This window comes from Methylobacterium sp. HMF5984, from assembly GCF_045033435.1.
Lineage (GTDB): Bacteria > Pseudomonadota > Alphaproteobacteria > Rhizobiales > Beijerinckiaceae > Methylobacterium.
This window is the reverse complement of sequence record NZ_JBJFLN010000001.1, coordinates 2,396,883-2,420,785: the sequence shown is the minus strand read 5'-3', so window position 1 is coordinate 2,420,785 and position 23,903 is coordinate 2,396,883. Positions and strand designations below refer to the sequence as shown.

Sequence of the window (23,903 nt, the reverse complement as noted above, 5' to 3'; positions counted from 1 at the left end):
CATCCATGGCACGCTTCTTCATCGACCGGCCGGTCTTCGCCTGGGTCGTCGCGCTGTTCATCATCCTCGGCGGCGCGCTCGCGCTGCCGCTGCTGCCGGTGGCGCAGTATCCGGTGATCGCGCCGCCGGCGATCGCCCTGTCGACCGCCTATCCCGGCGCCTCGGTGGAGAGCCTCTACACCGGCACGACCCGGCTGATCGAGGACGAGCTGAACGGCGCGGCCAACATCATGAGCTTCGAGTCGACGAGCGACTCGTTCGGCGCCGTCAACATCACCGCCACCTTCCAGCCCGGCACCGACCCGGCGCTGGCCTCGGTCGAGGTGCAGAACCGCCTCAAGCGCGTCGAGGCGCGCCTCCCGGCCGAAGTCCGCCAGCAGGGCATCCTGGTCGAGGAGGCGTCGGCCGCCACCCTCAACATCATCACCCTGGTCTCGACCGACGGGAAGATGGACGAGATCGGGCTCGGCGACTTCCTCATCCGCAACGTCATCAACGAGATCCGCCGCATTCCCGGGGTCGGGCGCGCGACGCTGTACTCGACCGAGCGCAGCCTTCGCATCTGGGTCGACCCGGACAAGCTGCGCGGGCTCTCGCTCACCGCCGAGAACGTGACGGACGCGATCCGCAACCAGAACATCCAGGTGGCGTCCGGCGCCGTCGGCGCGCAGCCGAGCCCGTACAGCCAGGCGATCACCGCGCCGATCATCGTCAAGGGCCAGCTCGCCTCGGTCGACGACTTCGGCGCGATCGTGCTGCGCGCCAACTCGGACGGCTCGAACGTGCGCCTGCGCGACGTCGCGCGGATCGAGCTCGGCGGCGACGCCTACCAGTTCTCGACCCGCCTCAACGGCGGCCAGGCCGCGGGCATCTCGGTGACGCTGGCGCCCGACGGCAACGCCCTGGAGACGGCGGGCGCCATCCGCAAGAAGATGGAGGAGCTGTCGCAGTTCTTTCCGCCGGGCCTGAAGTGGGACATCCCCTACGACATTACCCCCGCGGTGAAGGCCTCGATCGAGAAGGTGCTGCACACCCTCGTCGAGGCGGTGGTGCTCGTCTTCGTGGTGATGTTCCTGTTCCTGCAGAACATCCGCTACACCCTGATCCCGACCATCGTCGTGCCGATCGCCCTGATGGGCACCTGCTGCACGATGCTGCTCGCGGGCTTCTCCATCAACGTGCTGACGATGTTCGGCATGGTGCTGGCCATCGGCATCCTCGTCGACGACGCCATCGTCGTGGTCGAGAACGTCGAGCGCATCATGACCGAGGAGGGCCTGTCGCCGAAGGACGCGACCAAGAAGGCGATGGACCAGATCACCGGGGCGATCATCGGCATCACCCTGGTGCTGATCGCGGTGTTCATCCCGATGGCGTTCTTTCCCGGCTCGGTCGGCATCATCTACCGCCAGTTCTCGATCGCGATGGTGACCTCGATCGCCTTCTCGGCGGTGCTCGCGCTCTCGCTCACCCCCGCCCTGTGCGCGACACTGCTGAAGCCGGTCGCGAAGGGCCATGGCCATTCCAAGGGCGGCGTGTTCGGCTGGTTCAACCGCATCGTCGACCGCGAGACCAAGCGCTACGGCCGCGGCGCCGCGTGGTTCATCAAGAAGTCCGGCCGGGTGATGATCGTCTACCTCGCGCTCGTCGCCGGCGTCGCCTTCGCCTTCGCGCGGCTGCCCGAGGGCTTCCTGCCGCTGGAGGACCAGGGCTTCTTCACCGTCGACATCCAGACCCCGCCCGGCGCCTCGTTCAACCGGACGCAGGCCGCCGTGCGCAAGGTCGAGGAGCATCTGCTGGCCCAGCCCGGCGTCGCCACGGTGACGATGCTGAACGGCTTCTCGTTCTCCGGCCAGGGCTCGAACACCAGCCAGGCCTTCGTGACGCTGAAGCCCTGGGGCGAGCGCGACGCGGCGAACGCGGCCTCGGCGCTCGTGGCCGGAACCAACAAGGCGCTCTCCGGCTATCGCGACGCGATCGTCGACGCGCAGGAGCCGCCGCCGGTGGACAACCTCGGCAACGCCGCCGGCTTCTCGTTCCGCCTCCAGGACCGGGCGCAGAAGGGCTACTCGGCGCTGCTCGCCGCGCAGGAACAGCTCCTGAAGCTCGCGATGCAGAGCCCGGTGCTGCAGAAGATGAAGATCGAGGGCCTGCCGCCGGCGCCCGAGGCCGAGCTCGTCATCGACCGCGAGAAGGCCGCTGCGCTCGGGGTGAAGTTCGAGGACATCAACGCGACGATCCAGGTCAACCTCGGCTCGGTCTACACCAACGACTTCCCGAACCGGGGCAAGATGCAGCGCGTGATCGTCCAGTCGGAGGATCTCCAGCGGATGCAGGCGACCGACATCCTGAACTACGGGGTGAAGAACGCCTCCGGCACGATGGTGCCGATGTCCTCCTTCGCCGACCTGAAATGGAGCGTCGGGCCGCAGCAGATCGTCGGCTTCAACGGCTACCAGTCGGTCCGCATCACCGGCGAGCCCAACGCCGGCTACACGTCGGGCGACGCGATCGCCGAGATGGAGCGGCTGATGGGCCAGCTGCCCAAGGGCTTCGGCTACACCTGGACCGGCCAGTCGTTGCAGGAGAAGCAGGCCGGCTCCCAGGCCTCGCTGCTGCTCGCGCTCTCGGTGCTGATCGTGTTCCTGTGCCTGGCCGCGCTCTACGAGAGCTGGGCGATCCCGGTCTCGGTGCTGCTGGTCATCCCGCTCGGCGTCATCGGCTCGGTGGCGGCGGTCTACCTGCGCGGCCTGCCCAACGACGTCTACTTCAAGATCGGGCTGATCACGATCATCGGCCTGTCGGCCAAGAACGCGATCCTGATCGTGGAGTTCGCCAAGGACTTGTGGAAGCCGGGCACCTCGATCGTCGACGCGACGATCGAGGCGGCGACGCTGCGGTTCCGCCCGATCGTGATGACCTCGCTCGCCTTCATCTTCGGCGTGGTGCCGCTCGCCATCGCCACCGGCGCCGCCTCGAAGAGCCAGCAGGCGATCGGCACCGGCGTGATGGGCGGCATGATCTCGGCGACCATCCTGGCGGTGTTCTTCGTGCCGGTGTTCTTCGTGGTCGTGATGCGGCTCTTCCGCCGCAAGGACGTGCTCGCCGGCGAGAAGGCCGATGCCGCGACCCCGGCGGTGCGGGCGCCGGGCGGGCACGGCGTGCCGGCGGAGTAGCGCCGGACGGCGTTCGGGCGCAGGCCCGATCGCCGTGCACTGGTCGCCGCGGGTACGTTGTTGATCGCGTGCCGCGCGGCACCGGGCGAGGACAATCCTCGTGGACGCTGTCGTAAGATCTCGGTAAGAATTGTGCCGAGGCAGGCAGCGTCGTCCGCGCTGCCGCCGCCATCCGCCAGGGAGTGCGCGATGTCGATCGGAGCCGGTGGAATCCTCAGGGCGACCCTGATGCTGAGCCTGGCGCTCGGCACGACGGCCGCCTGCGCGCAGACCGCCCCCAACGGCGCCTGGACCGATCCGCCGGCGCGCAGCATCACGCCCGCCGCGCCGCCGGCCGCGGCAATCCCCGCCGCTCCGGTGACGGAGCCGACAGCGAGCGCGAGCCGATCGGCGGACGAACGAGCCGCGTCGAGCCGGTCGGAGACGGCGGGCAAGGCCACGGCACCGGCGTCCTCGCCGGCCCGCCAGGCGGCAGTGCCGGTGCGCAAGCGGGTGCGCGAGGTCCGGCGCACGCATCCGCAGGTTATCGCCGCGACACCACGTGCTCGGATCGCGACCCCGCGCGTCGTCGAGCGTCGCGAGGCGGCGCGGCCGGTGATGCGCCGGGTCGCCGCGCGGGCCTACACCCCCCGGACGTTTTCAGCGCCGCCCTACCCGTACGCTCCGCTGCCGGTCGGGCGGGTGGTGGGCCCGGGCGATGGCGAGCGCAACCCGATCTTCGCCGAGGGCGACGACCGGATGCGCCGCATTGCGGCGGCGCAGGCCGCCGGCTACCTCGTCGTGCGTTCCCGCTCGGTGCAGTATCCGGATGGGCGGATGGTGCGCAGCTACCGGCCCTACGACGACGATGACGGGCTGGACTAGCGTGCGGGCGCCCTCGTTCGACCACGAGGGCGCCGACGATCCGCGTACGACCGCGCCGTGCTCGCGCAGTCCTCGAAGCCGGCCGCTGGGCTCAGCGGATGCGGCCGGGGCGGGTCGGCTCGAACACGATGCGGCGGTGGAAGGCGCACCAGCTCTTCCCCTCGGCGACCGGAGCGCCGCAGCACATCGCGCGATCGTTCGGCTCGCCGATGATGAACTTGCACACGAAGGCGCCCGACTGCGCGAACGGCACGCGCAACTCGGCGGACGGCTCGGTGATGGTCTCTGCTTCGCCGATCTGGGACATGCGGACGAGTTGGTTCATCGCACTAAAGCTCGCGGAATCTCATGCTGGCGCCGACGGCCGCCCGGCAGGGGGATGGTGAGAGAACGCCGCACCGTATCGAGCGATCCCGCAACGCACGATGCTCCGTGCCGTCGAGACGTTCGGTCCATACGGGTCCGGCGAAAATGCCGGCGCGACAGTGTCATGGTGTTGTTATAACTGGTCTTGTTCTCCGCGGAAACAAGACCGCCCCGCGCATCTTGCAACCGCGCACAGCCTTCAGGGTCTGGCGCTGACGTAAGCCGGCGGCACCGGCGCGACACGATGTCTTGCCCTGCAGCATGGAGCATCGGCACGGGATCCGCGACGGTTGCGGCGGATCGGCGACGCCCGGGCGGGCTTCCCGACGAAGCCCGCCCTCGCGCCCGCGCACCGTTCGGCGGGGCGTGCATCCGTCTCCACCCTGTGATTGAGTGGCGCCGACATCGCCCGCAACGACTTCCCGGACGCATCATGGCCGACACCGCGCTCGTCTCGACCGAATGGCTGCACCAGCGCCTGGATGCGCCCGACATCGTGGTGCTCGACGCCTCCTGGTACCTGCCCGCCGCCGGGCGCGACCCGGAGGCGGAGTATCGCGCCGCCCACATCCCGGGCGCGGTCCGCTTCGACATCGACGCGATGAGCGACACCGAATCCGGCCTGCCGCACATGATGCCGCGCCCGGAGGTGTTCGCCTCGCGGATGCGGGCGCTCGGCATCGGCGACGGGCTGCACATCGTCGTCTACGACGGGCACGGCCTGTTCTCGGCGCCGCGCGTGTGGTGGATGCTGCGCACCTTCGGCGTCCGCGACGTCTGCGTGCTCGACGGCGGCCTGCCGGCCTGGGTCGCGGCCGGCTACCCGACCGAGGACGGCGAGCCGCGGGTCCGCGACCGGCGCCATTTCACCGCCCGGCTCGACCACGGCGCCGTCGCCGACGCGGCCGACGTCGCCCGCGCGCTGGCCGGCGGCACCGCCCAGGTGGTCGATGCCCGCTCCGCGCCCCGCTTCCGCGGCGAGGAGCCGGAGCCCCGCCCCGGCGTCCGCCCCGGCCACATGCCCGGCGCCCGGAACCTGCACTACGGCGCGCTGGTGACCGACGGGCACCTCAAGGCGCCGGACGCGCTCCGCGCGGTCTTCGCCGAGAACGGCGTCGACCCCGACCGGCCGATCGTCACCACCTGCGGCTCAGGCGTCACCGCGGCGATCGTCGCCCTGGCGCTGGACCGCCTCGGCCGCCCGGCCCGCGCGCTCTACGACGGGTCGTGGTCCGAGTGGGGGGGCGATCCGAGCCGTCCCGTCGCGACGGGCCCGGCCTGACCGACACCGGCGTCATCCGCGCGTCATCGAGCGCGGGGCATTTTTGCAACGTCGCGATCGGGAATGCGCAGGCCGGCAGGGCCGGGATTGCCGCAGTTATAGCCAATGCTATACCTCGCATCGGAACGTGCGGGGGATCAGGGCGATGCGGCATCGGGGCGAGGCGGACAGCGCCGGATCGATGGGCGTCGCCGGTCGCCGCGCGGCCTGGCTGATCGGTGCCTGCCTCCTCCCGGCGCAGGCCTTCGGCGCCGATCTCGCGGTCGCGCGCGCGCCGGCGCCCGCCTTCGTCGACTGGTCGGGGGGCTATCTCGGGATCGAGGGCAGTGCCGGCGGCTCCTTCGGCGCCCTCGGCTTCGAACCGACCACGATCGGCGGACGCCCCGTGCCGCCGTTCAAGACCGGGGATGCCACCGGCCGCGCCGACCGCAGCCGCGAGGCGACCACCGCCGTCGGCGGCGTGTTCGGCGGCTGGAACTGGCAGGCCGGCCCGTGGCTCTACGGCCTGGAGGCGGACATCGCCGGCGCCAACCTCAAGCGCCCGGTCGCCTCGACCGCCGCCGGCTTCGGCTACGAGGGGTTCGACCCGGTCTTCGACGTCATCCGCGCCAAGACCGACCTCTACGGCGCCCTGCGCGCCCGCCTCGGCTTCGCCTTCGAGCGCGCGCTGATCTACGCGACCTTCGGCCTCGCCGGCGCCGAGACGCGGTTCCTCGCCACCTATCCGGACCGCGCCGGCGGTCCCGCCGCGACGGCCAGGACCGACCGGGGAACCCTCGGGTTCACCCTCGGGGCCGGCGTCCAGTACGCGATCACCGAGCACCTCGCCCTCGGCCTCGACTACCGCTACATCGATCTCGGCAGCACCGGGCGGTTCGACCTCGGCGCGGTGCCCGGCCTCGGCCCGGTGTCGACGCAGGCGCACGTCACCTCCAACCAGATGCTGGCGCGGCTGTCCTGGTATCCGGCGGGGCTGCGGCTGCCGCCCGAGCCCGACGAGGCGGCCCCGCACGACCCCGACAACGGCGACACCGGCCGGTTCTCGCTCCACGGCCAGACCACCTTCATCAACCAGGGCGTGACCGGGTTCCGCTCGCCCTATCTCGGCCCGAACAGCCTGGTGCCGCACCAGGCCCAGGCGACCACGACGGCGACCGCCTTCGTCGGCTTCAAGCTGTGGGAGGGCACCGAGCTCTACTACAACCCGGAATTCAGCCAGGGCTTCGGCCTGTCGCGGACCCTGGGCGTCGCCGGCTTCGTCAACGGCGAGGCGCAGAAGGCCGGCGCCCCGTTCCCGAAGCTGCGCTCGAACCGCTACTTCGTGCGCCAGACCTTCGGCCTCGGCGGCGAGACCGAGGACGTGCCCGACGGCCCGAACCAGGTCGCCACGCGCCGCGACGTCGAGCGGATCACGGTGGTCGCCGGCAAGTTCGCGCTCGGCGACTTCTTCGACGGCAACGTCTACGCCCACGATCCGCGCGTCGACTTCATGAACTGGTCGCTCTGGGCGGCCTCGGCCTGGGACTTCCCGGCCAACCTCCCCGGCTTCACGCAAGGCGTCTACGTCGAGTACAACCGCGCCGAGTTCGCGGTGCGCGCCGCCTACACGCAGGTGCCCAAGGAACCGTCGAGCGACGTGCTCGACCCGCGGGTGTTCGACCGCCAGGGCGCCAACATCGAGTTCGAGGGGCGCTACGTCCTGCCCGCGCTGGAGCAGCCGGGCCGGGTGCGGATCGGCTTCTTCTCGAACCAGGGCAACACCGCGCGCTATCGGCAGGTCGTCGCGCTGACGCAGTCGGGCGTCTTCGACGACGTCAACGACGCGGTTGCCGCCACCCGCCGCCCGCGGCGCAAGACCGGCGGCTACGTCAACCTCGAGCAGGCGGTCACGGCCGATCTCGGCGTCTTCGCCCGCGTCAGCCTGTCGGATGGGCGCAACGAGAGCCTGTCCTTCACCGACGTCGACCGGAGCGCGTCGGGCGGCGTCTCGCTCAAGGGGACCGCCTGGGGCCGGGCAGGCGACACGGTCGGCCTCGGCGCCACGGTGAACGGCCTCACCGAGGCGCACCAGGCCTACTTCGCCACCGGCGGCCTCGGCCTGCTGATCGGCGACGGGCGCCTGAACTACGCTCCCGAGCGGGCGCTCGAGGCCTACTACGCCATCGGCCTGACCAAGACCGTGACCCTGACCTTCGACTACCAGCGGGTGATCAACCCCGCCTACAACCGCGACCGGGGCCCGGCGGACTTCTTCGCCACCCGGCTGCACGCGGATTTCTGATCGCTATTCCGCCTCGTCCACGGTCGCCCCGAACACCGCCTCGAACCCGGCCCGCAGCTGCATGTCGACCTCCGGCATCGCGACGATGCGGCCGAGGTCGGCCAGGCTGGTCACGCCGTGGCCGCGGATGCCGCAGGGGACGATGCCGGAAAAATCCGCGAGGTCGGGCTCGACGTTGAGGCTGATCCCGTGGAAGCTGACCCAGCGCCGCACGCGGATGCCGATCGCCGCGATCTTGTCCTCGACGGCGTCTCCGTTCTCCTGGCCCTTCTCCGGCCGCCGCACCCACACGCCGACGCGGTCCTCGCGGCGTTCGGCCCGGACGTTGAAGGCCTCGAGCGTCGCGATGATCCAGGCTTCCAGGCAGGCGACGTAGGCGCGCAGGTCCGTGCGGCGGCGGTTGAGGTCGAGCATCACGTAGGCGACCCGCTGGCCGGGGCCGTGATAGGTGTACTGCCCGCCCCGCCCGGTCCGGTACACCGGCAGCCGCGCCGGCGCGACGAGGTCGGCCTCGCGGGCCGAGGTGCCGGCGGTGTACAGCGCCGGGTGCTCCAGCAGCCAGACGCATTCCGGCGCCAGCCCGCGCGCGATCGCCTCGGCGCGAGCCTCCATCCACGCGACGGCTTCCTCGTACGCGACCGGCGCGTCGCTGATCCGCCAGCCCACCGGCGGAGAGCCCGCCCGCGGCAGGAAGGTGTCGGGCGCGATCGCGAGACGGTGCGCGGCGTTTACCAAGGCTTCACCCTTCGTCGGGAATGCTCTCCTTCCACCGGTCCGTGCCGGTGGCAAGGCGCATGGGGGCGGTGGACGCGTGGCGGTTCTGGAAGACCTCAAGGTCGATCTCACGGTGGTGCTCGGGCGCTCCCGCATGCCGCTGCACATGCTGCTGCGCATGGGACGCGGCGCGGTGATCGAGCTGGAGGCGACCGAGACCGACCTGGTCGAGATCCTCGCCAACGACCATCCCGTGGCCCGCGGCCAGATCGTGGTGACCGGCAACCGCATCTCGATCGAGGTGACGGAGCTGATCCGCAAGGCGGATTCGGTGCGCACGCCGGGCGTCACCATCGGCGACGGCGCCGTGCCGTTCCTGGAAAGCCGCCTGGAGCCGGCATCATAACTTCGGCCGCGGTACCGAATTGCCGCGCTGCGGCGCTTGTCGGATCGGGATCGATCTGGTATCCGCTGCGCCGCTCACCCGAGACGCCGGCCGCCGCAGCGGACCCGGATCTCGGAGAAGCGAACGGGACCCGACGGGTGCCGATGCGGCCATGGCGGAATTGGTAGACGCGCTAGCTTGAGGTGCTAGTCCTGCAAGGGGTGGAGGTTCGAGTCCTCTTGGCCGCACCAACTTGATTTTGTTGGTGCTTTTGACTTCCAGCCGATGAGCGAGACCTTCGCATCGGCTGTGGTTTGCAAACCGGTTTGCAAAACCTGTTCATCCGACGTTCCCTGGACGAGCGTTCCTTCGGTGGGCGTTGAGCTTCACGATCGCGCCGCGTGCCAGGTCGCGAGTGCGGGCGAGATAGGTCTCCAGGATCTTGTGCACGTTGGCGATCGTGTGACCTGTGATGGTCGCGATCTCCTGTGGCGTGCATCCGGCTTCCGAGAGCATCGTCACAGCCGTCCCGCGTAGGTCGTGGAAGTGGAGGTCGGCGTTGATGCCCGACAGGGCGAAGGCAGCCACCCAGGCGTTGTAGAACGCATCTTTCGTCCACGACGTCCCGTCGGGCTTGGTGAGGATCGTCGTCGCGCGGCGCGGCGCGGCTGTTAGGTCGGCGATCAGCGCATCCGTTCCCGGGATCCACATCCGCCGGCGTCCCTTGCCCTGACGCAAGGCGATCGCCTCGCCGTCCCAGGCCGACCACGGCAGGCGCAACAGGTCGCCCTGGCGCTGCCCGGTGTGGATCGCGAGCGATAGGGCAAGCCGCAGCTCCGGAGCCGCGACCGCGTTGAACGCAGCCACATGCTCGGGGAGCCAGATAATTTCGGCCCGGTCGGATCGATAAGCCCTCTCGAAGGTGTCGAGCGGATTGAGCTCGATCAGCCCGCGGTTGCGTGCCCATGAAAGGACCCGCTGCAGGGCCGCCAGCTTGTTGTCGGCCGCGCGCGGGTACTCGGCTGCAAGCTTGTCGTGCCAGCGCAGCAGGAGCGGGCGGATCTTCCGGTTCTGGACATGCTGAAGGGGCGTCGCGCCCCACTTGTCCTCGACGGCCTTGAGGTTCAGCCGGCCGATTTCCTTCGTGGAGTCCGCGAGCTTCGTCCACTGCTGCGACTCGCAGTATTGCCGGATCAGGCCCGAAAGGGTGTCCCCCTCGGGTGGACGGGTCGGCTTGCACTCGGCCTCGTTGTAGCAGGCTAGGAATTGCGGCGAACCCGGCTCGCCCTGCAGCTTCCTGCGCGTGCGCCGGTGATAGTAGTGCTGCGCGACCGTGCCGTCGGCGAGCGTTTTGCGGACCTTGTTGATGCCCTTCAGCTTAATCCGCATTTTTCCGGGCCCACTGGTCGAAGTCGTCGCCCTTATCCTTCGCGAGTCCCGACAGCCGATCAAGCGCGGCGTCGATCGCCAGCCGGTCCCACCGTGAGGTGCCGGGGATCGGGCCGGGCACGATCTTACGCTTCACCCACGTGTTGAAGGCATCCATCGTCTCGCATCCGCAGTAGGCGGCGGCCTCGTGCTTGGAGAGCCCGCGCTTCGGGATGTTTGCTGGCAGGTCGACGATCCGGCGAACAGCCTCACCCATCGTCACGCCCCCGCTGTGCTGCCGCGGTTGCCGCTGCTGCACGCGCCGCCTTCGCCTCGGCAGCGACCTCTTGGAGCGTCTCGCCGGCGATGCGTCGCCAGCCAGCCCCGTGCTCGAGCACCAGGCGGATCAGCCAGTCGAGGATGAAGGCCTGCTCTTCCTCGCACTTCTTCCGGATCTCGGCGAGGCCGGCATCGCGGAAGGCGTGCGCCATGGGCCCGGTCTGGAAGTTCATCATCCCGAGGACCTCGCGGAGGTCGTCGGTCAGCGTGGCTGGATAAGTCAGATCAGCCATGGGCGACCTCCGGGATCAGCGGTTGCGGGAACGTGCGCTCGGTCGCGTCGCCGGCGGCGGCGAGCACCCCGCGGGCGAAATCACGGGCTCCGGCGCGGCTGGTCGGCAGCGCCAGCTCGATGCCGCGCGACGGGACCTTCACAACGAGCTCGACGCCGCTCGACGTCGGGATCGCCTCGATGCTCCAGGTCGGGCCGGTAGTCGCGATTGCGTCCATGCTCACACCATCCCCAGCGCTTGCATGTAGAGTTCGAGGATTGCCTCCTCTTCCTGGCGCTCGCTGTGATCCTTCTTACGCATGCGCAGGATCTCGCGGACGGCCTTCACGTCAAAGCCGCGGCCCTTCAGCTCGGCCATGACCTCCTTGATGTCGCCGGCGATACCCTCTTTCTCCTCCACGAGACGCTCGATGCGCTCGATGAAGGCGCGCAGCTCGTCGGCGGCTACCCCTTCGGAGGATGACACGTCGCCGGTCGTCGGCATGTTGTGGACGCTCATCGACCGGTTTCCTTGGCGGGGGTGTCGTCGCCGACGTGCGCGGCATCGGTCGCTTCGAGGGCTGCGATGATCCGGCTGACGCGGGGATCGTAGTTGCTGATCCGCCCCTCGAGGTGGGCGAGCAGTTTCCCGGCCTTCATGCCGGCGTCCCACTTGTCGGCCATCTCAGAGGCGACCGAGCGCAGGTCCTGCAGTAGGTTTGGTGTCCCGGCGCTGGCAATCTCAGCCATGGGCGGCCTCGATCACCTCGACGACGGGGGGCGCCCACCGGCTGCCGTTCACGCGCCGCCGGATCTCGCGCGCTCGGATCGCGAGCAGGGTCCCCTTTAGCCGATCGGGCGGGGTCCAGCGGTTGGCCGAGGGCTTCCCGAGGATGTGCGCCCGCGCATCGTCGCGGTAGGCGTGGATCTCGGCCTCGGTGAACCCGGCCTGCACCAGGTGGAGGAAGGTTCAGCATTCCTCGACGCCTTCCATCTGGTGGCGCATCACGTGCGCCATCCGGGCGATCCGGGCTCGGGCGTCGGGGGCATGTCGGGCGGCGGCGATAAGCGAGGGTGACGGCACGGTCAGGACTCCTGCGGTTTCAGGTCGGTGAGAAAGCCCCAGCTCTGGGAAGTGTCGGGGCCGAACAGGCCATCGCAGTGCGGAAGCCACAGGCGATCCTCGATCGCGAGGCGCGCGAGACGGGTCGCCGAGGCGAAGGCAGTGCTTCGTCCGCATGCCACTGAAGAGTTGCAGCTGCTCGCCCGGGCGGGCGTGACGCGACCGGCCGGTGCGCTCTGCGGGGATCGTCTGCGCCTTGGTGCCGGCGAGGATCGGGGCGGCGAAGCGGGCCTTGAAGCTGTAGGCGACCATTAGGCGGCCCTCGCCGTCATCTCAGCGATCCAACGACCGGCTTCATCTGCCCTGATATTTGCTGTACAGGAAAAATATCGGCTGAGTAGGAGGCTATGTTGAGTGATCATTTGATCAAGCGTGGCCAGACTGATGTCCAGATACTGACTGCCCCGGTCGAGGGAGCTATTACCGCCCCCGTAATTTTCTTCGAAGAAGTCCCCGCCTGCGCTGTCGTCGGCGGGATCGGGCGTGTGCAACTCGTCGCTTACATCAACGAGGTTGGACGGGACCATGAGGTAACCACGCGCAAGATCGCGGTCGCGCACCTGAGAGGGAATGCAGCCGCGTTCGCAGCCCTGAGGAATGCAATCAACAGTATGGAACTTCTCGCTGCACCGGCGGAGAACGGTCCAGCAAATTGAGATTGCTCCGATGCTGTCGGTGAAGCTGTCCATGCTGAGGAGCCCTCTTGGGGTCATGCGCGACGCTTCACACGCGGCTGCTTCACGCCGTCGATCACCAGGCTGTCGCCGTCGTAGATGCAGGTGCGACCTCCGATCTGCGGAAGGGTGATGCGCATCGTCGGGCGGGGCGCGTCAGGGTCGGCCTCGACCGGACGGGTCGGCACCGCTTCGGCGGTACGGATTTGGACGAGTGCGTTCACCGGGTGGCCTCCCGACGGGTCTGGGTGGTGCGGCCGGTGCGCCGGCGGTAGCCGTAGAGGCAGCGGCTGGCGGAGCCGGAGTCGCGGTAGCCGAAGCGGTGGGCGACGGCGGTGCGGTCGACGTCGTTGGCGGTCCAGGCCGCGAGCAGAGCCTCGAAGCGCTTCAGGCGCGCGCGGGCCCGGCGGCGGCGGGCATCGCGCTCCTCGGCCAGGACCTGCGCGACCTCGTGCTCGTCGGCGCCGAGGATCTCGGCAATGCGGACGGTGTCGAGCCCGGCGTCGAAGGCGCGCAGCGCGCGCTGCGCAGCCTCGGGATGGTCGAACCCGCGATAGCTCCAGCTCATCGGCCAGCCTCCTCGAGGAGGATCGCTGCGCGGTCTGCGATGTCAGGCCGGAAATGCGCCAGGCGAAGCGCAAGCGGCTCAGCGCCATAGGGGCCGGCGCCGGGCAGCGTGTGCAGTGGCTCGTCGAGGATCGTGGCGAGGACGTCGGCGAACCGGGCGAGCAGGTCCTCGGGGACGGCTTGCGGCGCCGCGGCCGGGAACAGAGGTTTGGCGTACGGCGCCAGAAACTCGGCGGTCGGCGGCGCCCCCTTGAACCAAGCGGCCGCCGCCGCGCAGGTCTCGACGAGCGGCCCGGGCTCGCCGATCGTTGTGCGCCAGGCGTGCAAGCTGGCGGCCTGCCAGGTCAGGGCGACTCCGGCGGCATCGATCGCCACCGGGGTGACCTCGCAGCGGGTCTTGCTGTCGATCGCAAGCCCGATGCAGCCGTCCGCGTTCGCCGCGAACCAGGTCGCGGTGCTGCTGCGGACAGTTTCGACGATGCGCAGGGCCGGGGGCATCTCAGGCCTCCGCTTCGGCGAGGGTGGGCGCTGCTGTGTCCCGGCTGGCGTACGCGGCGTCGTTCAGCTTCCGGCCGATCTCCGCCGAGATCTCCGAGCGGCGGGCGGAGTACGATGCCGCCACCAGCGGATAGTCGACGGGCAGGCCCCACTTCCGGCGGTAACCTTCCGGGGTCAGGCCTCGGATCGTCAGATGGCGGCGTAGCGCCTTGTAGGGCTTACCGTCCTCGAAGCTCGTGATGCGATCCGGCCGGATGGACGCGCGGATCTCCGCCTCTGTTGGGCGGACGATCAGGACCTCTGGCTTGGGCTCGGCCAGCTGACGGAGCGCGCCGTCGATCGAGCGGATTAGGTCCGGCAGCTCGGTCACGGGAATGCGGTTGCCGCGCACGTAGGCGGCGACGATGCTGGCGGTCAGCTCCGGCAGGTCCTGGCGCAGCTGCGCCGGAGCGGGAAGCGGCGTCGCCGCGGCGGTGTCGAGCGGGGTCTGGGCGTTCATGCTTGCGTATCCTCTCCGGCGAATTCCGGGATCTCGCTGAGGGTCTGCAGCAGGCCGCGGACGCGGCCGGCGAGCGCGGGCGTCAGCGGTACCACGCGATGGGCGAAGAGCTGCTCGAGCACCGCGATCGCGGCCTCCGCGATGACCGGCTCGTCGGGCTCGTTCGGCTCGGGCCAGCGGCCGGCGGCGATCAGCACCACCGGCGGCGAGGGGCGGTCGGCGGCGTCGGCGCCGGGTGGGAAGCCGAGGCTGTCGAACACGCGCGGGCCCCAGCTGCGGGGCATCGCAGCCCAGAGCACGAGCTCGCGCGGCTGGCGGGGCGCGATCGCGACGAAGCTGGCCAGGAAAGCGGGGATGCGGGTCATGCCGACGTCTCCGCGAGTTTGCGGGAGACGGCCACGAAGGCGGACCAAAGCTGTCCGGCCTCGTGCTCATCCACGACCGAGGCGCCGACGCCGGCCGCCCAGACCGCAGCGGTGGGTCGGCTTGCGCGGTCACGGGCCAGGATCACGAGGGTGCCGGCGTCGAGGGAGAGCCCGACCAGAGAGGCGTCGGCGGCGTTCAGTGGGCCACGCGCGCGGGGCGCTGGCGGCGCGCCATCGGCCGCGGTGGCGGCCTGGATGGCGGCCTCGGCGTCCTCGACCACCTCGTCGAAGAGCTTCCTCGGCAGGATGTCGAGTATGTTCGCGATCTCGGGCGCGCCGCGACGTCCGCCGCGGGCGTTGGCGATCGCCGCGGCGGCCGCGGCGACTCTGGGATCGAGCAGATGCGCCTCGTTGCCCATGTCAGGCGCCCTCCCCCAGCGCGGAGAAGGGGCGCGGGTGGAAGAACAGGTCGACGGTCTGGCCCACGGGGTTGCCGGCGATCTGCCCATCGATAAGAGCGGGCACAAACACCGCAGCCCAAAATCGCTGCGACAATATGTATAAGACGGTCGAATTGCCGCTGTTACAGCGGATTAATCTGTTGTTAAAACAAGTTTGGAAGATCTGGTTGGTTCTAATTGAGCGGCATCGGGTAAATATACAAATGATGATTTTCGCCGCTATTGATTTGCCCGTCTCGCCGAATTCCTCTGCCACCAGCCTTGGATCCGAAACGGATGCCGCTGTTCGAGCTTGGATCGAGATCGTCGAGCGTGCGCAGTGCGGGCACGGCCTCGCTGTGGCGACGGCGACCGCCCAGGGTGCCTTCACAGTCCGCGATCGCTTGCAGACCGAGCCACATTTGGCTGCGAGCCTCGCCTCAGCAGAGGTCTCCTCTGCAGCCTTCGCTTTCGCTTTGAACCGGAGCGGGGATTTTGAAGTGGCGCGGGGTGTCGCGATCGCAACGCTTAGTGGGCTTGCATCCGTTCTACCGCGCAGCCTGCCAACGGACGGTGACAAGGTATTTCGGATCGACTGAAGGGCCGCCATGAAGACAGCTTGGTGAGAGAGCTTCTTCACGACACATACCCCGCGGGCTGGGGGTCGTAGGCGGGGAGGTCCTCGGCCGGCAATGTCCGACGTCAGCACCTGTGGGACAGAATGAGGGTCTTCACGAACGGAGGATGGCTGGTTCATCGTAGCCCCTGAGGAGCGAAGATGAAGCAGACATCCGGACCGGCCAAGAAGCCGGCAGAAGCGGTGATCAAGGACATCCGTCGGGCCACACGTCGGCAGTTCTCGTCCGAGGAGAAGATCCGTGTGGTGCTGGAAGGCTTGCGTGGCGAGGACAGCATCGCGGAGTTGTGCCGACGTGAGGGGATTGCCGCCTCGATGTACTACGGCTGGTCCAAGGAGTTCCTGGAGGCTGGCAAGAAGCGCCTGTCCGGTGACACGTCTCGTGCGGCCACCACGGATGAGGTGCGGGATCTCCGTCGCGAAGCGGGGGCGCTGAAGGAGGTCGTAGCTGATCTCGTCCTGGAGAACCGTTTGCTTAAAAAAAGCATGAGCGGGGCTGGGGGCGACGAGGCATGAGGTACCCGGCCCCCGAGAAGCTGGAGATCATCCGGCTGGTCGAGCAATCCCACCTGCCGGTGCGTGCCACCCTGGACAAGCTCGGCATCACGCGCTCGACGTTCTACCGCTGGTACGACGCCTACCAGCGCGGCGGCCCCGAGGCGTTGAATGACCATCCTTCGCAGCCGAGCCGGGTCTGGAACCGTCTACCTGCAGAGATCCGCGAGCAGATCGTTGCCTTGGCTCTGGAGCAGCCTGAACTCAGTCCGCGTGAGCTGGCGGTGCGCTTCACCGACGAGCGGCGCTACTTCGTCTCGGAAGCGACCGTCTACCGGTTGCTCAAGTCTCAGAACCTGATCACCAGCCCGGCCTATATCGTCATCAAGGCCGCCGACGAGTTCCGCGATAAAACCACCGCGCCCAACCAGCTTTGGCAGACGGACTTCACCTACTTGAAGGTCGTTGGCTGGGGCTGGTACTACCTGTCGACGGTCCTGGACGACTTCTCACGCTACATCGTCGCCTGGAAGCTGTGCACGACGATGCAGGCCAGCGACGTCACCGCCACGCTCGACCTGGCGCTGGGTGCGGCTGGGCTCGATCAGGCGCGGGTGATGCCGCGGCCACGCCTGCTCTCCGACAACGGTCCAAGCTACGTCGCCAGCGACCTGGCTGACTGGCTCGGCATTCGGGGCATGACCCACATCCGCGGTGCGCCATGCCATCCGCAAACGCAGGGCAAGATCGAGCGTTGGCATCAGACACTCAAGAACCGCATCCTGCTCGAACACGCGTACTTGCCCGGCGAGTTGGAGACGCAGGTTGCCGACTTCGTCGAACACTACAACCATGCCCGAGCCCATGAGAGCCTGAGCAACCTCACGCCCGCCGACGTCTACTTCGGACGCGGCGAAGGGATCCTGGCCGAGCGGGAACGCATCAAGCGCCAGACCCTGATGGATCGCCGCTTGCGCCACCACGCGCAGGCTGCCTAACCTCTTACCCCAGATGAACCAGAGCCTCCGCTCCTGAACACCGCTGAATGTCCCAAATCATCTGACGACGGACAGTCGATCTCTGGGGCGTGCTGCGCTTCTCGATCCGCTGGCATGTCTCTCGCAGTCGGATGTCCTGAAAAGCCCGCTGCGCCGTCAAACTCGGCGCTCGGCCCAGGCGGGTTCTTTCCCTCGAAAAGTCTGACGAACCTTTGGTGGCGTGGCGTTTCCTGCCCGCCTGTCAGGCCGGCATTAGAAGTGGGCAACAGCCCTGGCTTCGTGGGTCAGCCAGAATGCAGATTGGACACTGGCAAGCGCTCGCCGCGAGGCTGCACATCAGCGGCAGTGGGTAGGGTACCGCTACGATCGGCTACGCCGGACCCTACGCCCGGCGCAGCTGTGTTGGCTAATTTGACCTCAACCGATATGGCGTCCCTCGGCCATGCCGTACTGGAGGTAGTGCTGCAGCGGATCGATATGGTCTGCGGCAACATCCGGATTTTCGGAGAGATACGCATTGGTATGGAAGGTGGCGCTGGGATCGCGGCCCTCGTGCCAGCCGGTTTCCTCATAATGGACAAGCGGGTTTTGACCGCTCGCCGCAACATCGGAGTTGTCTGTGAGATAGCCGGAGGTGGAGAAGTACGCGTTTGGATCGCGGCCTTCCTGTGCCCCGAAAGTCAAGTAATGTCGGAAAGCGAAAGCATCTGGGTTGATGCCGCCGACCGTTGCGGCGGTGGCCACGTCGGTGTTGTGGACTAGGTAGTAGGTCGCGTCGAATGCCCCAAAGAGGTGGTCGCCGCTGCCTTGCGCGGTGCTCATGCCGGGGAGAACTGCGCGGCCCTCGGCTTGCCCAAACTCAAGATAGTGAACAAGAGGGTCGATGCCGGAGGCATTTACGTCCGGGTTCAAGGCGAGATAGGCTGTGCCCGAGAAATCTGGGCCGGCGCTGCGGCCTTCCTTCCAGCCGAACTGATCGTAGTGGGTCAGCGGGTCGATCCCTGCGGCCGCGACATCCGGGTTGGCAGCGAGATACCCCGAGGTCGAGAACTCGGCATTCGGGTTACGGCCCTCGTGCCAGCCGAACTGGTCGTAGTGCGTGTCCAGATCGACGTGCGCCCGCCAGACGTCGAGGTTGGTCGCCGCGTAGTAGAGATCGTCGACCAGCGGCGACCCGTCTCGTTCCTGGACCGTGCCATCGGTGAAGGCGATCGTCGCGACCCCCGTCAGGTCGATGACGGTGCCGTCCGGCGCCGTCATCAGGTCGTGCCCGTGGCTGAAGTCGAAGTGCGCGTCGGTCAGCGCGAAGCCGAAGCTCAGCGCCGCCGGGATTGCAGCCTTGGCCACGTCGAAGGTCAGCGTGGTCTGGCTGGTGTTGCCGGCCGCATCCGCTACCGTCTCGGTGAAGACGGTGTGACCGGTGCTCGTCGGGTGGTAGCTGTAGCTGCCGTCCGCCGCGATCGTCAGGGTGCCGTTGGTGCTGTCGATCTGCGACGTACCGGAGGTCGGCAACGTATGGGACAGGGCGTTGGCGAATTGGACGGAAACAACGTGCAGAGCCGACGCGTCGGTGTCATTGGCGAGCACGTTGCCGGTCAGGGTCGCCGCTACACCGGTACCGGAGGCTGCATCTGCTTGCGCGGTCGGCGCCACGCTGTCGAGGGTGAAGACCAGGCTTCCAGCCGTCGATACGTTGCCGGCGGCATCGGTTTGGGTCACCGCAACGGTGTGCGCCCCTTGCGCGAGCTGGCTCGGATCGTAGATCGCGGTCGCGGCCCCGCCATCCACGCTGTAGCTGAAGCTGCCCCCAGCTTCGGCCGGGGTGATCGCAAGGCTTGCATCGTTGGTGAGGTGATCGGTCGTGAAGAGCCCGGTGTCGTGCGCGAGCACCAGGCCTGGTGCAGTCGGCGCTGTTGTGTCTACGGTGAACGCAAGTGCGGGCCCAGCTGAGCTAGTATTGCCAGCCGCGTCTGTCGCCGTCGTGGTGTAGCTGTGGGTACTACCGTCAGCGAGGACACCGATGGTGTAGTGCCACGCTCCCGTACCAGCGTCCGCGGTCGTTGTACCGACCTGCACAGTGCCGTCGAAGACGGTCACCGTGCTGCCGGGCTCGGCAGTGCCAGCGAGCGCCTGAGTCGCGGTATCATTGGCAGCGTTGACGTAGCCGTTCACGATCGCCGCATTTGTTGGTGCGCTCGGGACAAGCGGAACTGCCGTGTCGGCGTCAAAGGAGTTGCCAGCGGATCTGGCGATGTTTCGATGCACGTCGGTGATCGCGAGTGCGGACGTCACCGTGCCTTGAAAACCCGAGAGGTCGACGGTGTAGCTGCCGTCGCCAGCAACCTGCACGGTTCGACTCTGTGCGCCGTTGATAAAGGTCGCGAGGGCGGTGGCGTCGCTATCGAGGCCTGCCACCGTGAAAGAGACGCTGTGCGCCTCGCCGGCGTTGACGATGTAATCGGTCGTATCGTTGACGGACAAGCTGGCAACCGCGCCGGCATCGGCTGTGGTGTCGACAATGAGCGTCTGCGAGGCTGTCAGGGTGACGTTGCCGGCCGCGTCCTGCGTTGCCGCCTGAACGGTGTAAGTGCCATCCGTAAGCGCCGCTGCCAGATCGGCGTTGGAGCCATTCGTCGACCCTGGCGCATCGACACGGAAGGCATAACGGTAGCCGCCGTTGCCATCGCTTGTCAGAGGAACGCTGTGCGTCGGTACGGTATGACCGTCGGCTGCAGTGAAGGTGACCACCGCACCACTTTGCCCGGTGAAGTTCGCATCCACCCCCGTCCCATTGAGCCGGAAGGCGTCAGCGAACTCGGCCGCGTTCAGCACCTGCGCGTTCGCGGTCGCATCGGTGATCAGCGGGCGATTGCCGTGCGTCGGGTCGGAGCCGGTACCCGCCGATAATGCGAGGGTGAGGTTTGGAGCCGTGTGATCGAGGGTCGTGGCTGAGCCAGTTGCTCCACCTTGGATCGCGTTGCCGGCGATATCGGTGATCCCGGTGCCAGCGGACTTCAAGTCGAGCCGCACTGCACCGTCGCCTGACATCTGATTGAGCGTGACTGTGTAGGTTGTTCCTGAACCTGAGACCGAGGCGATATTTGCTGTGGCGGTGCCGCTGGTGGTGACGGTGAAGTCGTCGGCGGTCACACCAGTGACGGCCTCCGAGAAGGTCACCGTCTCGGTTAGGGTTGTCGCGTTGGTTGGGCCGCCCGCGGATGGGATAATCATGGTCGCGCTTGGAGCGTCGCGGTCGACGGCGTGAGTGGTGGAACTGGTCAGGCCCGTGGCGGTGAGCGCGTTGCCAGCCGAATCATTAACGGTGGGCGTGCCAGCAAGCGCCAAGGCGAGGGAGCCGGTGCCGGTGATGCCGGACACCGTGACGGTGTAGTCCTGGCCCGATCCTGAGACGGCGGTGATGCCGCCGGCTGCATTGCCCGTTGGGGCCAGAACGAAGTCGTTCAGACCGACGCCTGAGACGGCCTCTGCAAAGTGGACGGCGTAGGTTGTGCTCGCCACGTTGGCAGCTGTCGCCGCCGCAGCACTTGTGGCGGTCGGCGCCGTGTGATCGAGGGTCGTGGTCGAGCCAGTTGCTCCACCTTGGATCGCGTTGCCGGCGGTATCGGTGATCCCGGTGCCAGCGGACTTCAAGTCGAGCCGCACTGCACCGTCGCCTGACGCCTGATTGAGCGTGACTGTGTAGGTTGTTCCTGAACCTGAGACCGAGGCGATATTTGCTGTGGCGGTGCCGCTGGTGGTGACGGTGAAGTCGTCGGCGGTCACGCCGGTGACGGCCTCCGAGAAGGTCACCGTCTCGGTCAGGGTTGTCGCGTTGGTTGGGCCCGAGGAACTCGGTGTTAAGCTGATCACACGAGGTGGTGTAGTATCTGCTGGCGGTGTATCACTCAGGTCCAATGCAACTGTCTGGCTGATATTGGTCCCGGGCTGATAGCCATAGAGAAAAAACCCGCCTGTTGCACTGGTGCTGGTGTGTGTCGGTGCATTTGTCTGGTTCACACCAGTCACAACGCCGGACGACGACGTTTCTGATGCTCCCGTGACAGCAGATGCTGACTGGTCTGCCAAGCTTGTAAAAGTAAAGATCAAGCCGCCGGGTTGGGCTGTGCCGTTGAAATTTACGATGAAGCCGCTTGACGAGACGTCAATGCTTATAGTTCCGCTTAAGTTCTGAGGGTATCCGCTCGAATAAATCGTGTCGCGTATCGACACGTTTTGTACTTCGAAGCCGTTGACGACCGTAAAAGACCCTGAGTATAGCGAATCATCATAACTCTTAAAATTTCCAGATGAGTCCTCCGCCGATACTTGGTATCTCACATCGACAGATACGGTTTCACCGAGAAGAGAGGCAGCCATCAGCGTTTCCCATCGATAAAATCTAAGAGATTTTATTTATATATTGTTGACTATAAGTATGCAGATTTCGAACAATTTATCAAGTGGAGTTAACTACGGGCTTAAGTGCTGAACCATCGGGCATCCATTTAGTCCACAGCATGCTGCTCGAAGACAGCCCGTGCGCTCTCGTCGGCCAGATCGACCGCGCGCGCTCCGGCCCGCCGATGGCGGCTGTCGACGCCTGCAACGCCCGCTTCGGCCGCGGCAGCGTCGTCCCCGCCCGGGCTGGTCTCGTGGAGAAGCGGACGTGGAGCACGAAGTTCGAGATGCGAACGCCGCGCTACACGACGCAGGTCAGCGAGCTGCTGGTCGCCCACGCATAAGGCTTGGGCCGATTGGCCGGGTTGGGAGCCGGTCAAAAAGCCAAACGAATTCATAAAGGGCTACGGCAGGGTTGGGAGCGACAACCACTTGCTGGGACACGCTTGTGGCGAACCGGGCGAGGCCTCCACAATGTGCGTCTGCAGGCACGGTTCGCTCACTTGCTGCAACGGCTATCACCCGCACTGTCGTCATTGGTCACGACCGTTTTTCGGACGTTAGATTTCCAGGCGCGTAATCCCGACACAAAAGGCGAAGCCGACTGCGGATTGCAGCCGGGTAATTCGACTGCCTGGAAAACGGTCGTTTCCCTGACGGTAGGTAAAAGAAAACAGGCCACCTTCGATCAAAGAAAACGGCGGGAGCATCGCCACCCCGGCCGTCCTGGATCGTTCTGAAGCGGTGCAGTTAGCCTTAGCCGAAATGCCCGTCAGCGAAGGTGCTGTGCCCCTCTACGGCGCCGTACTGCAGGTAATGCAGCATCGGGTCGATGCCAGCGGCTTTCACGTCCCCGTTGGCGGCCTCGTACGCGTTGGTGTCGAAGCTGGCTGAAGGATCACGGCCTTCATGCCATCCGTAGTTGTCATAGTGGGCCAGCGGATCGATGTTGGCCGCCTTCACATCCCCGTAAGCAGCCAGGTAGCCCTTGGTATCGAACACCGTGTTCGGGTTGCGACCCTCGTGCCAGCCATAAGTCTCGTAGTGGTTGTAGGCATAGGCGAAGCTATCACCGCCGGCTGCAATCGCTGCTTTGGCCACGTCCGTGTTCGACAGGAGGTAGTACTCCGCATCGAAGCCCGGATGCACGCCGAGATCGCCTGCCTTACCCACCGCCGCGTAAGCCTGACGACCCTCGGCCTGCCCGTATTGCAGGTAGTGGGCAAGCGGATCGATGCCGGCGGCTTTCACATCGGCGTTGTTGGCGAGGTACAGCTCGTTGTCGAAGTTGGCCGCCGGGTCGCGCCCCTCTTTCCAACCATACTGATCGTAGTGCGCAAGCGGGTTGATCCCCGCTCTGGCTACATCGGCGTTGGCCGCAAGGTAGCCGTTCGTAGTGAAGTAAGCGTCCGGATCCCTCCCTTCGTGCCATCCGAAAGAGTTGTAATGGGTAGCGAAGTCTGTACCAGTAGCGGCCACGTCACTATAGTGAGAACTGTAGAAGCTCTGATTTACGAGAGTGATCCAAGATCCTGTGACCTCAGACGGACCATATAGGTATTGTATACCATCAATATCTGATTGAGTGAGATCTGTCAGGCTAGTGTTGAGAACGGAGTTCATGATAGCTGGGCTTGTATTGTAGTGCCCCAGTCCAATAACATGGCCTATTTCATGAAGGGCAACATTAAATAAATCAATGCTCCCATCTGAGACCACACTATTTCCGACGACGTGCCAGTTTTCTCCGCTATCGAAAGTGACTTGCCCGCTGAACGCTTTATTTAGACCGCTGCTTGAGTTAAAGTAGGACGACCCGCCATTTCCAAGCGTGCCATACAGACCGTCGATCGCCGAAAGCGTAAATTTGATTGTAACACTTGCGGAAGGGCTGACTTGCTGGAAGTGAATGTTAGCGTGGCTTGTCCAGTCTGCGAGAGCAGACGCTAGTACCGAAGTGAAAAATGCTGGTACTGTGCTGTCGATAGCCCACGTCAGCAATCCGCCTGCAAAACCAGCGGTGGTATTACTGCCATATTTAAAACCAAGAGTGTTATAATCAGACATGCTCAGCCTTCGCCCATCTGACAAACGAAGCGGGTTCGCTGCCCTGTGAGTTATAGAGCATAATTGCACCTATGTACCCAACGCCGTACAGCCCGGCGGGAAATCAAAATAGTGGTTTATGCTTGATAGAAGGGAGGTGTGGCAGCTATGCAATGC

Annotated in this window: 25 protein-coding genes, 1 tRNA gene and 3 pseudogenes; 9 read left to right on the top strand and 20 right to left on the bottom strand. The window is 66.6% G+C overall.

Features of this window, described 5'->3' with window-relative positions; translation table 11 throughout:
* The first annotated feature begins 5 nt into the window (after positions 1 to 5).
* Complete coding sequence (locus ACFZ8E_RS11675; RefSeq protein ID WP_405042825.1) at positions 6 to 3,176, top strand: multidrug efflux RND transporter permease subunit; 3,171 nt, start codon at positions 6 to 8, stop codon at positions 3,174 to 3,176.
* Positions 3,177 to 3,404: 228 nt separating this feature from the next.
* Complete coding sequence (locus tag ACFZ8E_RS11670) at positions 3,405 to 4,040, top strand: hypothetical protein (protein WP_405042824.1); 636 nt, start codon at positions 3,405 to 3,407, stop codon at positions 4,038 to 4,040.
* A gap of 91 nt (positions 4,041 to 4,131) precedes the next feature.
* Here ACFZ8E_RS11670 and ACFZ8E_RS11665 read toward each other — a convergent pair whose 3' ends face one another.
* A complete protein-coding gene (locus tag ACFZ8E_RS11665) occupies positions 4,132 to 4,365 on the bottom strand; it encodes a hypothetical protein (protein WP_147729797.1) in 234 nt (77 codons plus the stop codon).
* Between the two features lie 474 nt (positions 4,366 to 4,839).
* Between ACFZ8E_RS11665 and sseA the strand changes: the two genes are divergently transcribed.
* Together sseA and ACFZ8E_RS11655 are read left to right on the top strand one after the other, a co-directional pair.
* Positions 4,840 to 5,688, top strand: coding sequence for a 3-mercaptopyruvate sulfurtransferase (sseA, locus tag ACFZ8E_RS11660; protein WP_405042823.1), 849 nt, complete (start codon positions 4,840 to 4,842; stop codon positions 5,686 to 5,688).
* Between the two features lie 181 nt (positions 5,689 to 5,869).
* A complete protein-coding gene (locus ACFZ8E_RS11655; protein ID WP_147842163.1) occupies positions 5,870 to 7,969 on the top strand; it encodes a carbohydrate porin in 2,100 nt (699 codons plus the stop codon).
* Positions 7,970 to 7,972: 3 nt separating this feature from the next.
* Here ACFZ8E_RS11655 and lipB read toward each other — a convergent pair whose 3' ends face one another.
* On the bottom strand, positions 7,973 to 8,704 hold the full coding sequence (gene lipB, locus ACFZ8E_RS11650; protein WP_147842152.1) for a lipoyl(octanoyl) transferase LipB: 732 nt from the start codon (positions 8,702 to 8,704) through the stop codon (positions 7,973 to 7,975).
* A gap of 76 nt (positions 8,705 to 8,780) precedes the next feature.
* Between lipB and ACFZ8E_RS11645 the strand changes: the two genes are divergently transcribed.
* Together ACFZ8E_RS11645 and ACFZ8E_RS11640 are read left to right on the top strand one after the other, a co-directional pair.
* Complete coding sequence (locus ACFZ8E_RS11645; RefSeq protein WP_147728794.1) at positions 8,781 to 9,089, top strand: FliM/FliN family flagellar motor switch protein; 309 nt, start codon at positions 8,781 to 8,783, stop codon at positions 9,087 to 9,089.
* Positions 9,090 to 9,234: 145 nt separating this feature from the next.
* Positions 9,235 to 9,319 (top strand) — tRNA-Leu (locus ACFZ8E_RS11640).
* A gap of 88 nt (positions 9,320 to 9,407) precedes the next feature.
* Here ACFZ8E_RS11640 and ACFZ8E_RS11635 read toward each other — a convergent pair.
* Genes ACFZ8E_RS11635 through ACFZ8E_RS11565 form a run of 15 tightly spaced genes read right to left on the bottom strand, consistent with a single transcriptional unit; the run spans position 9,408 to position 15,131 of the window.
* Positions 9,408 to 10,520, bottom strand: coding sequence for a tyrosine-type recombinase/integrase (locus tag ACFZ8E_RS11635; protein WP_405042822.1), 1,113 nt, complete (start codon positions 10,518 to 10,520; stop codon positions 9,408 to 9,410).
* Positions 10,447 to 10,755: a hypothetical protein gene (locus tag ACFZ8E_RS11630; protein WP_405042821.1), complete on the bottom strand. Its 309-nt coding sequence runs from the start codon at positions 10,753 to 10,755 to the stop codon at positions 10,447 to 10,449. Before ACFZ8E_RS11630 ends, ACFZ8E_RS11635 begins: the two co-directional genes overlap by 74 nt.
* A complete protein-coding gene (locus ACFZ8E_RS11625) occupies positions 10,706 to 11,008 on the bottom strand; it encodes a hypothetical protein (protein ID WP_405042820.1) in 303 nt (100 codons plus the stop codon). The genes ACFZ8E_RS11630 and ACFZ8E_RS11625 overlap by 50 nt, the downstream gene beginning before the upstream one ends.
* Complete coding sequence (locus ACFZ8E_RS11620; protein ID WP_405042819.1) at positions 11,001 to 11,225, bottom strand: hypothetical protein; 225 nt, start codon at positions 11,223 to 11,225, stop codon at positions 11,001 to 11,003. The genes ACFZ8E_RS11625 and ACFZ8E_RS11620 overlap by 8 nt, the downstream gene beginning before the upstream one ends.
* Before the next feature lie 2 nt (positions 11,226 to 11,227).
* On the bottom strand, positions 11,228 to 11,506 hold the full coding sequence (locus ACFZ8E_RS11615) for a DUF2312 domain-containing protein (protein ID WP_405042818.1): 279 nt from the start codon (positions 11,504 to 11,506) through the stop codon (positions 11,228 to 11,230).
* Complete coding sequence (locus ACFZ8E_RS11610; RefSeq protein WP_405042817.1) at positions 11,503 to 11,736, bottom strand: hypothetical protein; 234 nt, start codon at positions 11,734 to 11,736, stop codon at positions 11,503 to 11,505. Before ACFZ8E_RS11610 ends, ACFZ8E_RS11615 begins: the two co-directional genes overlap by 4 nt.
* A complete protein-coding gene (locus tag ACFZ8E_RS11605) occupies positions 11,729 to 11,941 on the bottom strand; it encodes a hypothetical protein (RefSeq protein WP_405042816.1) in 213 nt (70 codons plus the stop codon). Before ACFZ8E_RS11605 ends, ACFZ8E_RS11610 begins: the two co-directional genes overlap by 8 nt.
* 15 nt (positions 11,942 to 11,956) lie before the next feature.
* Positions 11,957 to 12,361 (bottom strand): hypothetical protein, encoded by a 405-nt coding sequence (locus ACFZ8E_RS11600; protein ID WP_405042815.1) that lies wholly within the window; start codon positions 12,359 to 12,361, stop codon positions 11,957 to 11,959.
* Entirely contained in the window at positions 12,361 to 12,798 is a 438-nt protein-coding gene (locus ACFZ8E_RS11595; protein WP_405042814.1) for a hypothetical protein, read from the bottom strand. The genes ACFZ8E_RS11600 and ACFZ8E_RS11595 overlap by 1 nt, the downstream gene beginning before the upstream one ends.
* A 20-nt stretch (positions 12,799 to 12,818) precedes the next feature.
* Complete coding sequence (locus ACFZ8E_RS11590; protein ID WP_405042813.1) at positions 12,819 to 13,007, bottom strand: hypothetical protein; 189 nt, start codon at positions 13,005 to 13,007, stop codon at positions 12,819 to 12,821.
* Entirely contained in the window at positions 13,004 to 13,351 is a 348-nt protein-coding gene (locus tag ACFZ8E_RS11585) for a hypothetical protein (RefSeq protein WP_405042812.1), read from the bottom strand. Before ACFZ8E_RS11585 ends, ACFZ8E_RS11590 begins: the two co-directional genes overlap by 4 nt.
* Positions 13,348 to 13,848 (bottom strand): hypothetical protein, encoded by a 501-nt coding sequence (locus ACFZ8E_RS11580; RefSeq protein WP_405042811.1) that lies wholly within the window; start codon positions 13,846 to 13,848, stop codon positions 13,348 to 13,350. The genes ACFZ8E_RS11585 and ACFZ8E_RS11580 overlap by 4 nt, the downstream gene beginning before the upstream one ends.
* A 1-nt stretch (position 13,849) precedes the next feature.
* Positions 13,850 to 14,347, bottom strand: coding sequence for a MucR family transcriptional regulator (locus ACFZ8E_RS11575; RefSeq protein ID WP_405042810.1), 498 nt, complete (start codon positions 14,345 to 14,347; stop codon positions 13,850 to 13,852).
* Positions 14,344 to 14,712 carry a hypothetical protein gene (locus ACFZ8E_RS11570; RefSeq protein WP_405042809.1) on the bottom strand — a complete coding sequence of 123 codons (369 nt, stop codon included), beginning with the start codon at positions 14,710 to 14,712 and terminating at the stop codon, positions 14,344 to 14,346. The genes ACFZ8E_RS11575 and ACFZ8E_RS11570 overlap by 4 nt, the downstream gene beginning before the upstream one ends.
* Positions 14,709 to 15,131 (bottom strand): hypothetical protein, encoded by a 423-nt coding sequence (locus tag ACFZ8E_RS11565; protein WP_405042808.1) that lies wholly within the window; start codon positions 15,129 to 15,131, stop codon positions 14,709 to 14,711. The genes ACFZ8E_RS11570 and ACFZ8E_RS11565 overlap by 4 nt, the downstream gene beginning before the upstream one ends.
* Positions 15,132 to 15,268: 137 nt before the next feature.
* On the opposite strand from ACFZ8E_RS11565, the gene ACFZ8E_RS11560 reads away from it, so the two are divergent.
* Together ACFZ8E_RS11560 and ACFZ8E_RS11555 are read left to right on the top strand one after the other, a co-directional pair.
* Entirely contained in the window at positions 15,269 to 15,751 is a 483-nt protein-coding gene (locus ACFZ8E_RS11560; protein WP_405042807.1) for a hypothetical protein, read from the top strand.
* A 179-nt stretch (positions 15,752 to 15,930) separates the two neighbouring features.
* A protein-coding gene (locus ACFZ8E_RS11555; RefSeq protein ID WP_405041759.1) for an IS3-like element ISMex16 family transposase occupies positions 15,931 to 17,282 on the top strand; the annotation gives its coding sequence in 2 pieces (ribosomal slippage) (positions 15,931 to 16,267 and positions 16,267 to 17,282; 1,353 coding nt in all).
* 417 nt (positions 17,283 to 17,699) lie between these two features.
* Here the strand turns inward: ACFZ8E_RS11555 and ACFZ8E_RS11550 are convergent.
* The gene (locus ACFZ8E_RS11550) at positions 17,700 to 21,659 is read right to left on the bottom strand and encodes an Ig-like domain-containing protein (protein WP_405042806.1); all 3,960 of its coding nucleotides are present in this window, start codon (positions 21,657 to 21,659) and stop codon (positions 17,700 to 17,702) included.
* A gap of 146 nt (positions 21,660 to 21,805) precedes the next feature.
* On the opposite strand from ACFZ8E_RS11550, the pseudogene ACFZ8E_RS11545 reads away from it, so the two are divergent.
* A pseudogene (locus ACFZ8E_RS11545) lies at positions 21,806 to 22,024 on the top strand (DUF4113 domain-containing protein); the annotation flags it as partial.
* A gap of 412 nt (positions 22,025 to 22,436) precedes the next feature.
* On the opposite strand, the pseudogene ACFZ8E_RS11540 reads toward ACFZ8E_RS11545, so the two are convergent.
* Positions 22,437 to 23,198, bottom strand: a pseudogene (locus tag ACFZ8E_RS11540) (hypothetical protein); the annotation flags it as partial.
* Between the two features lie 42 nt (positions 23,199 to 23,240).
* Positions 23,241 to 23,747, bottom strand: a pseudogene (locus ACFZ8E_RS11535) (matrixin family metalloprotease); the annotation flags it as partial.
* Between the last annotated feature and the right edge of the window lie 156 nt (positions 23,748 to 23,903).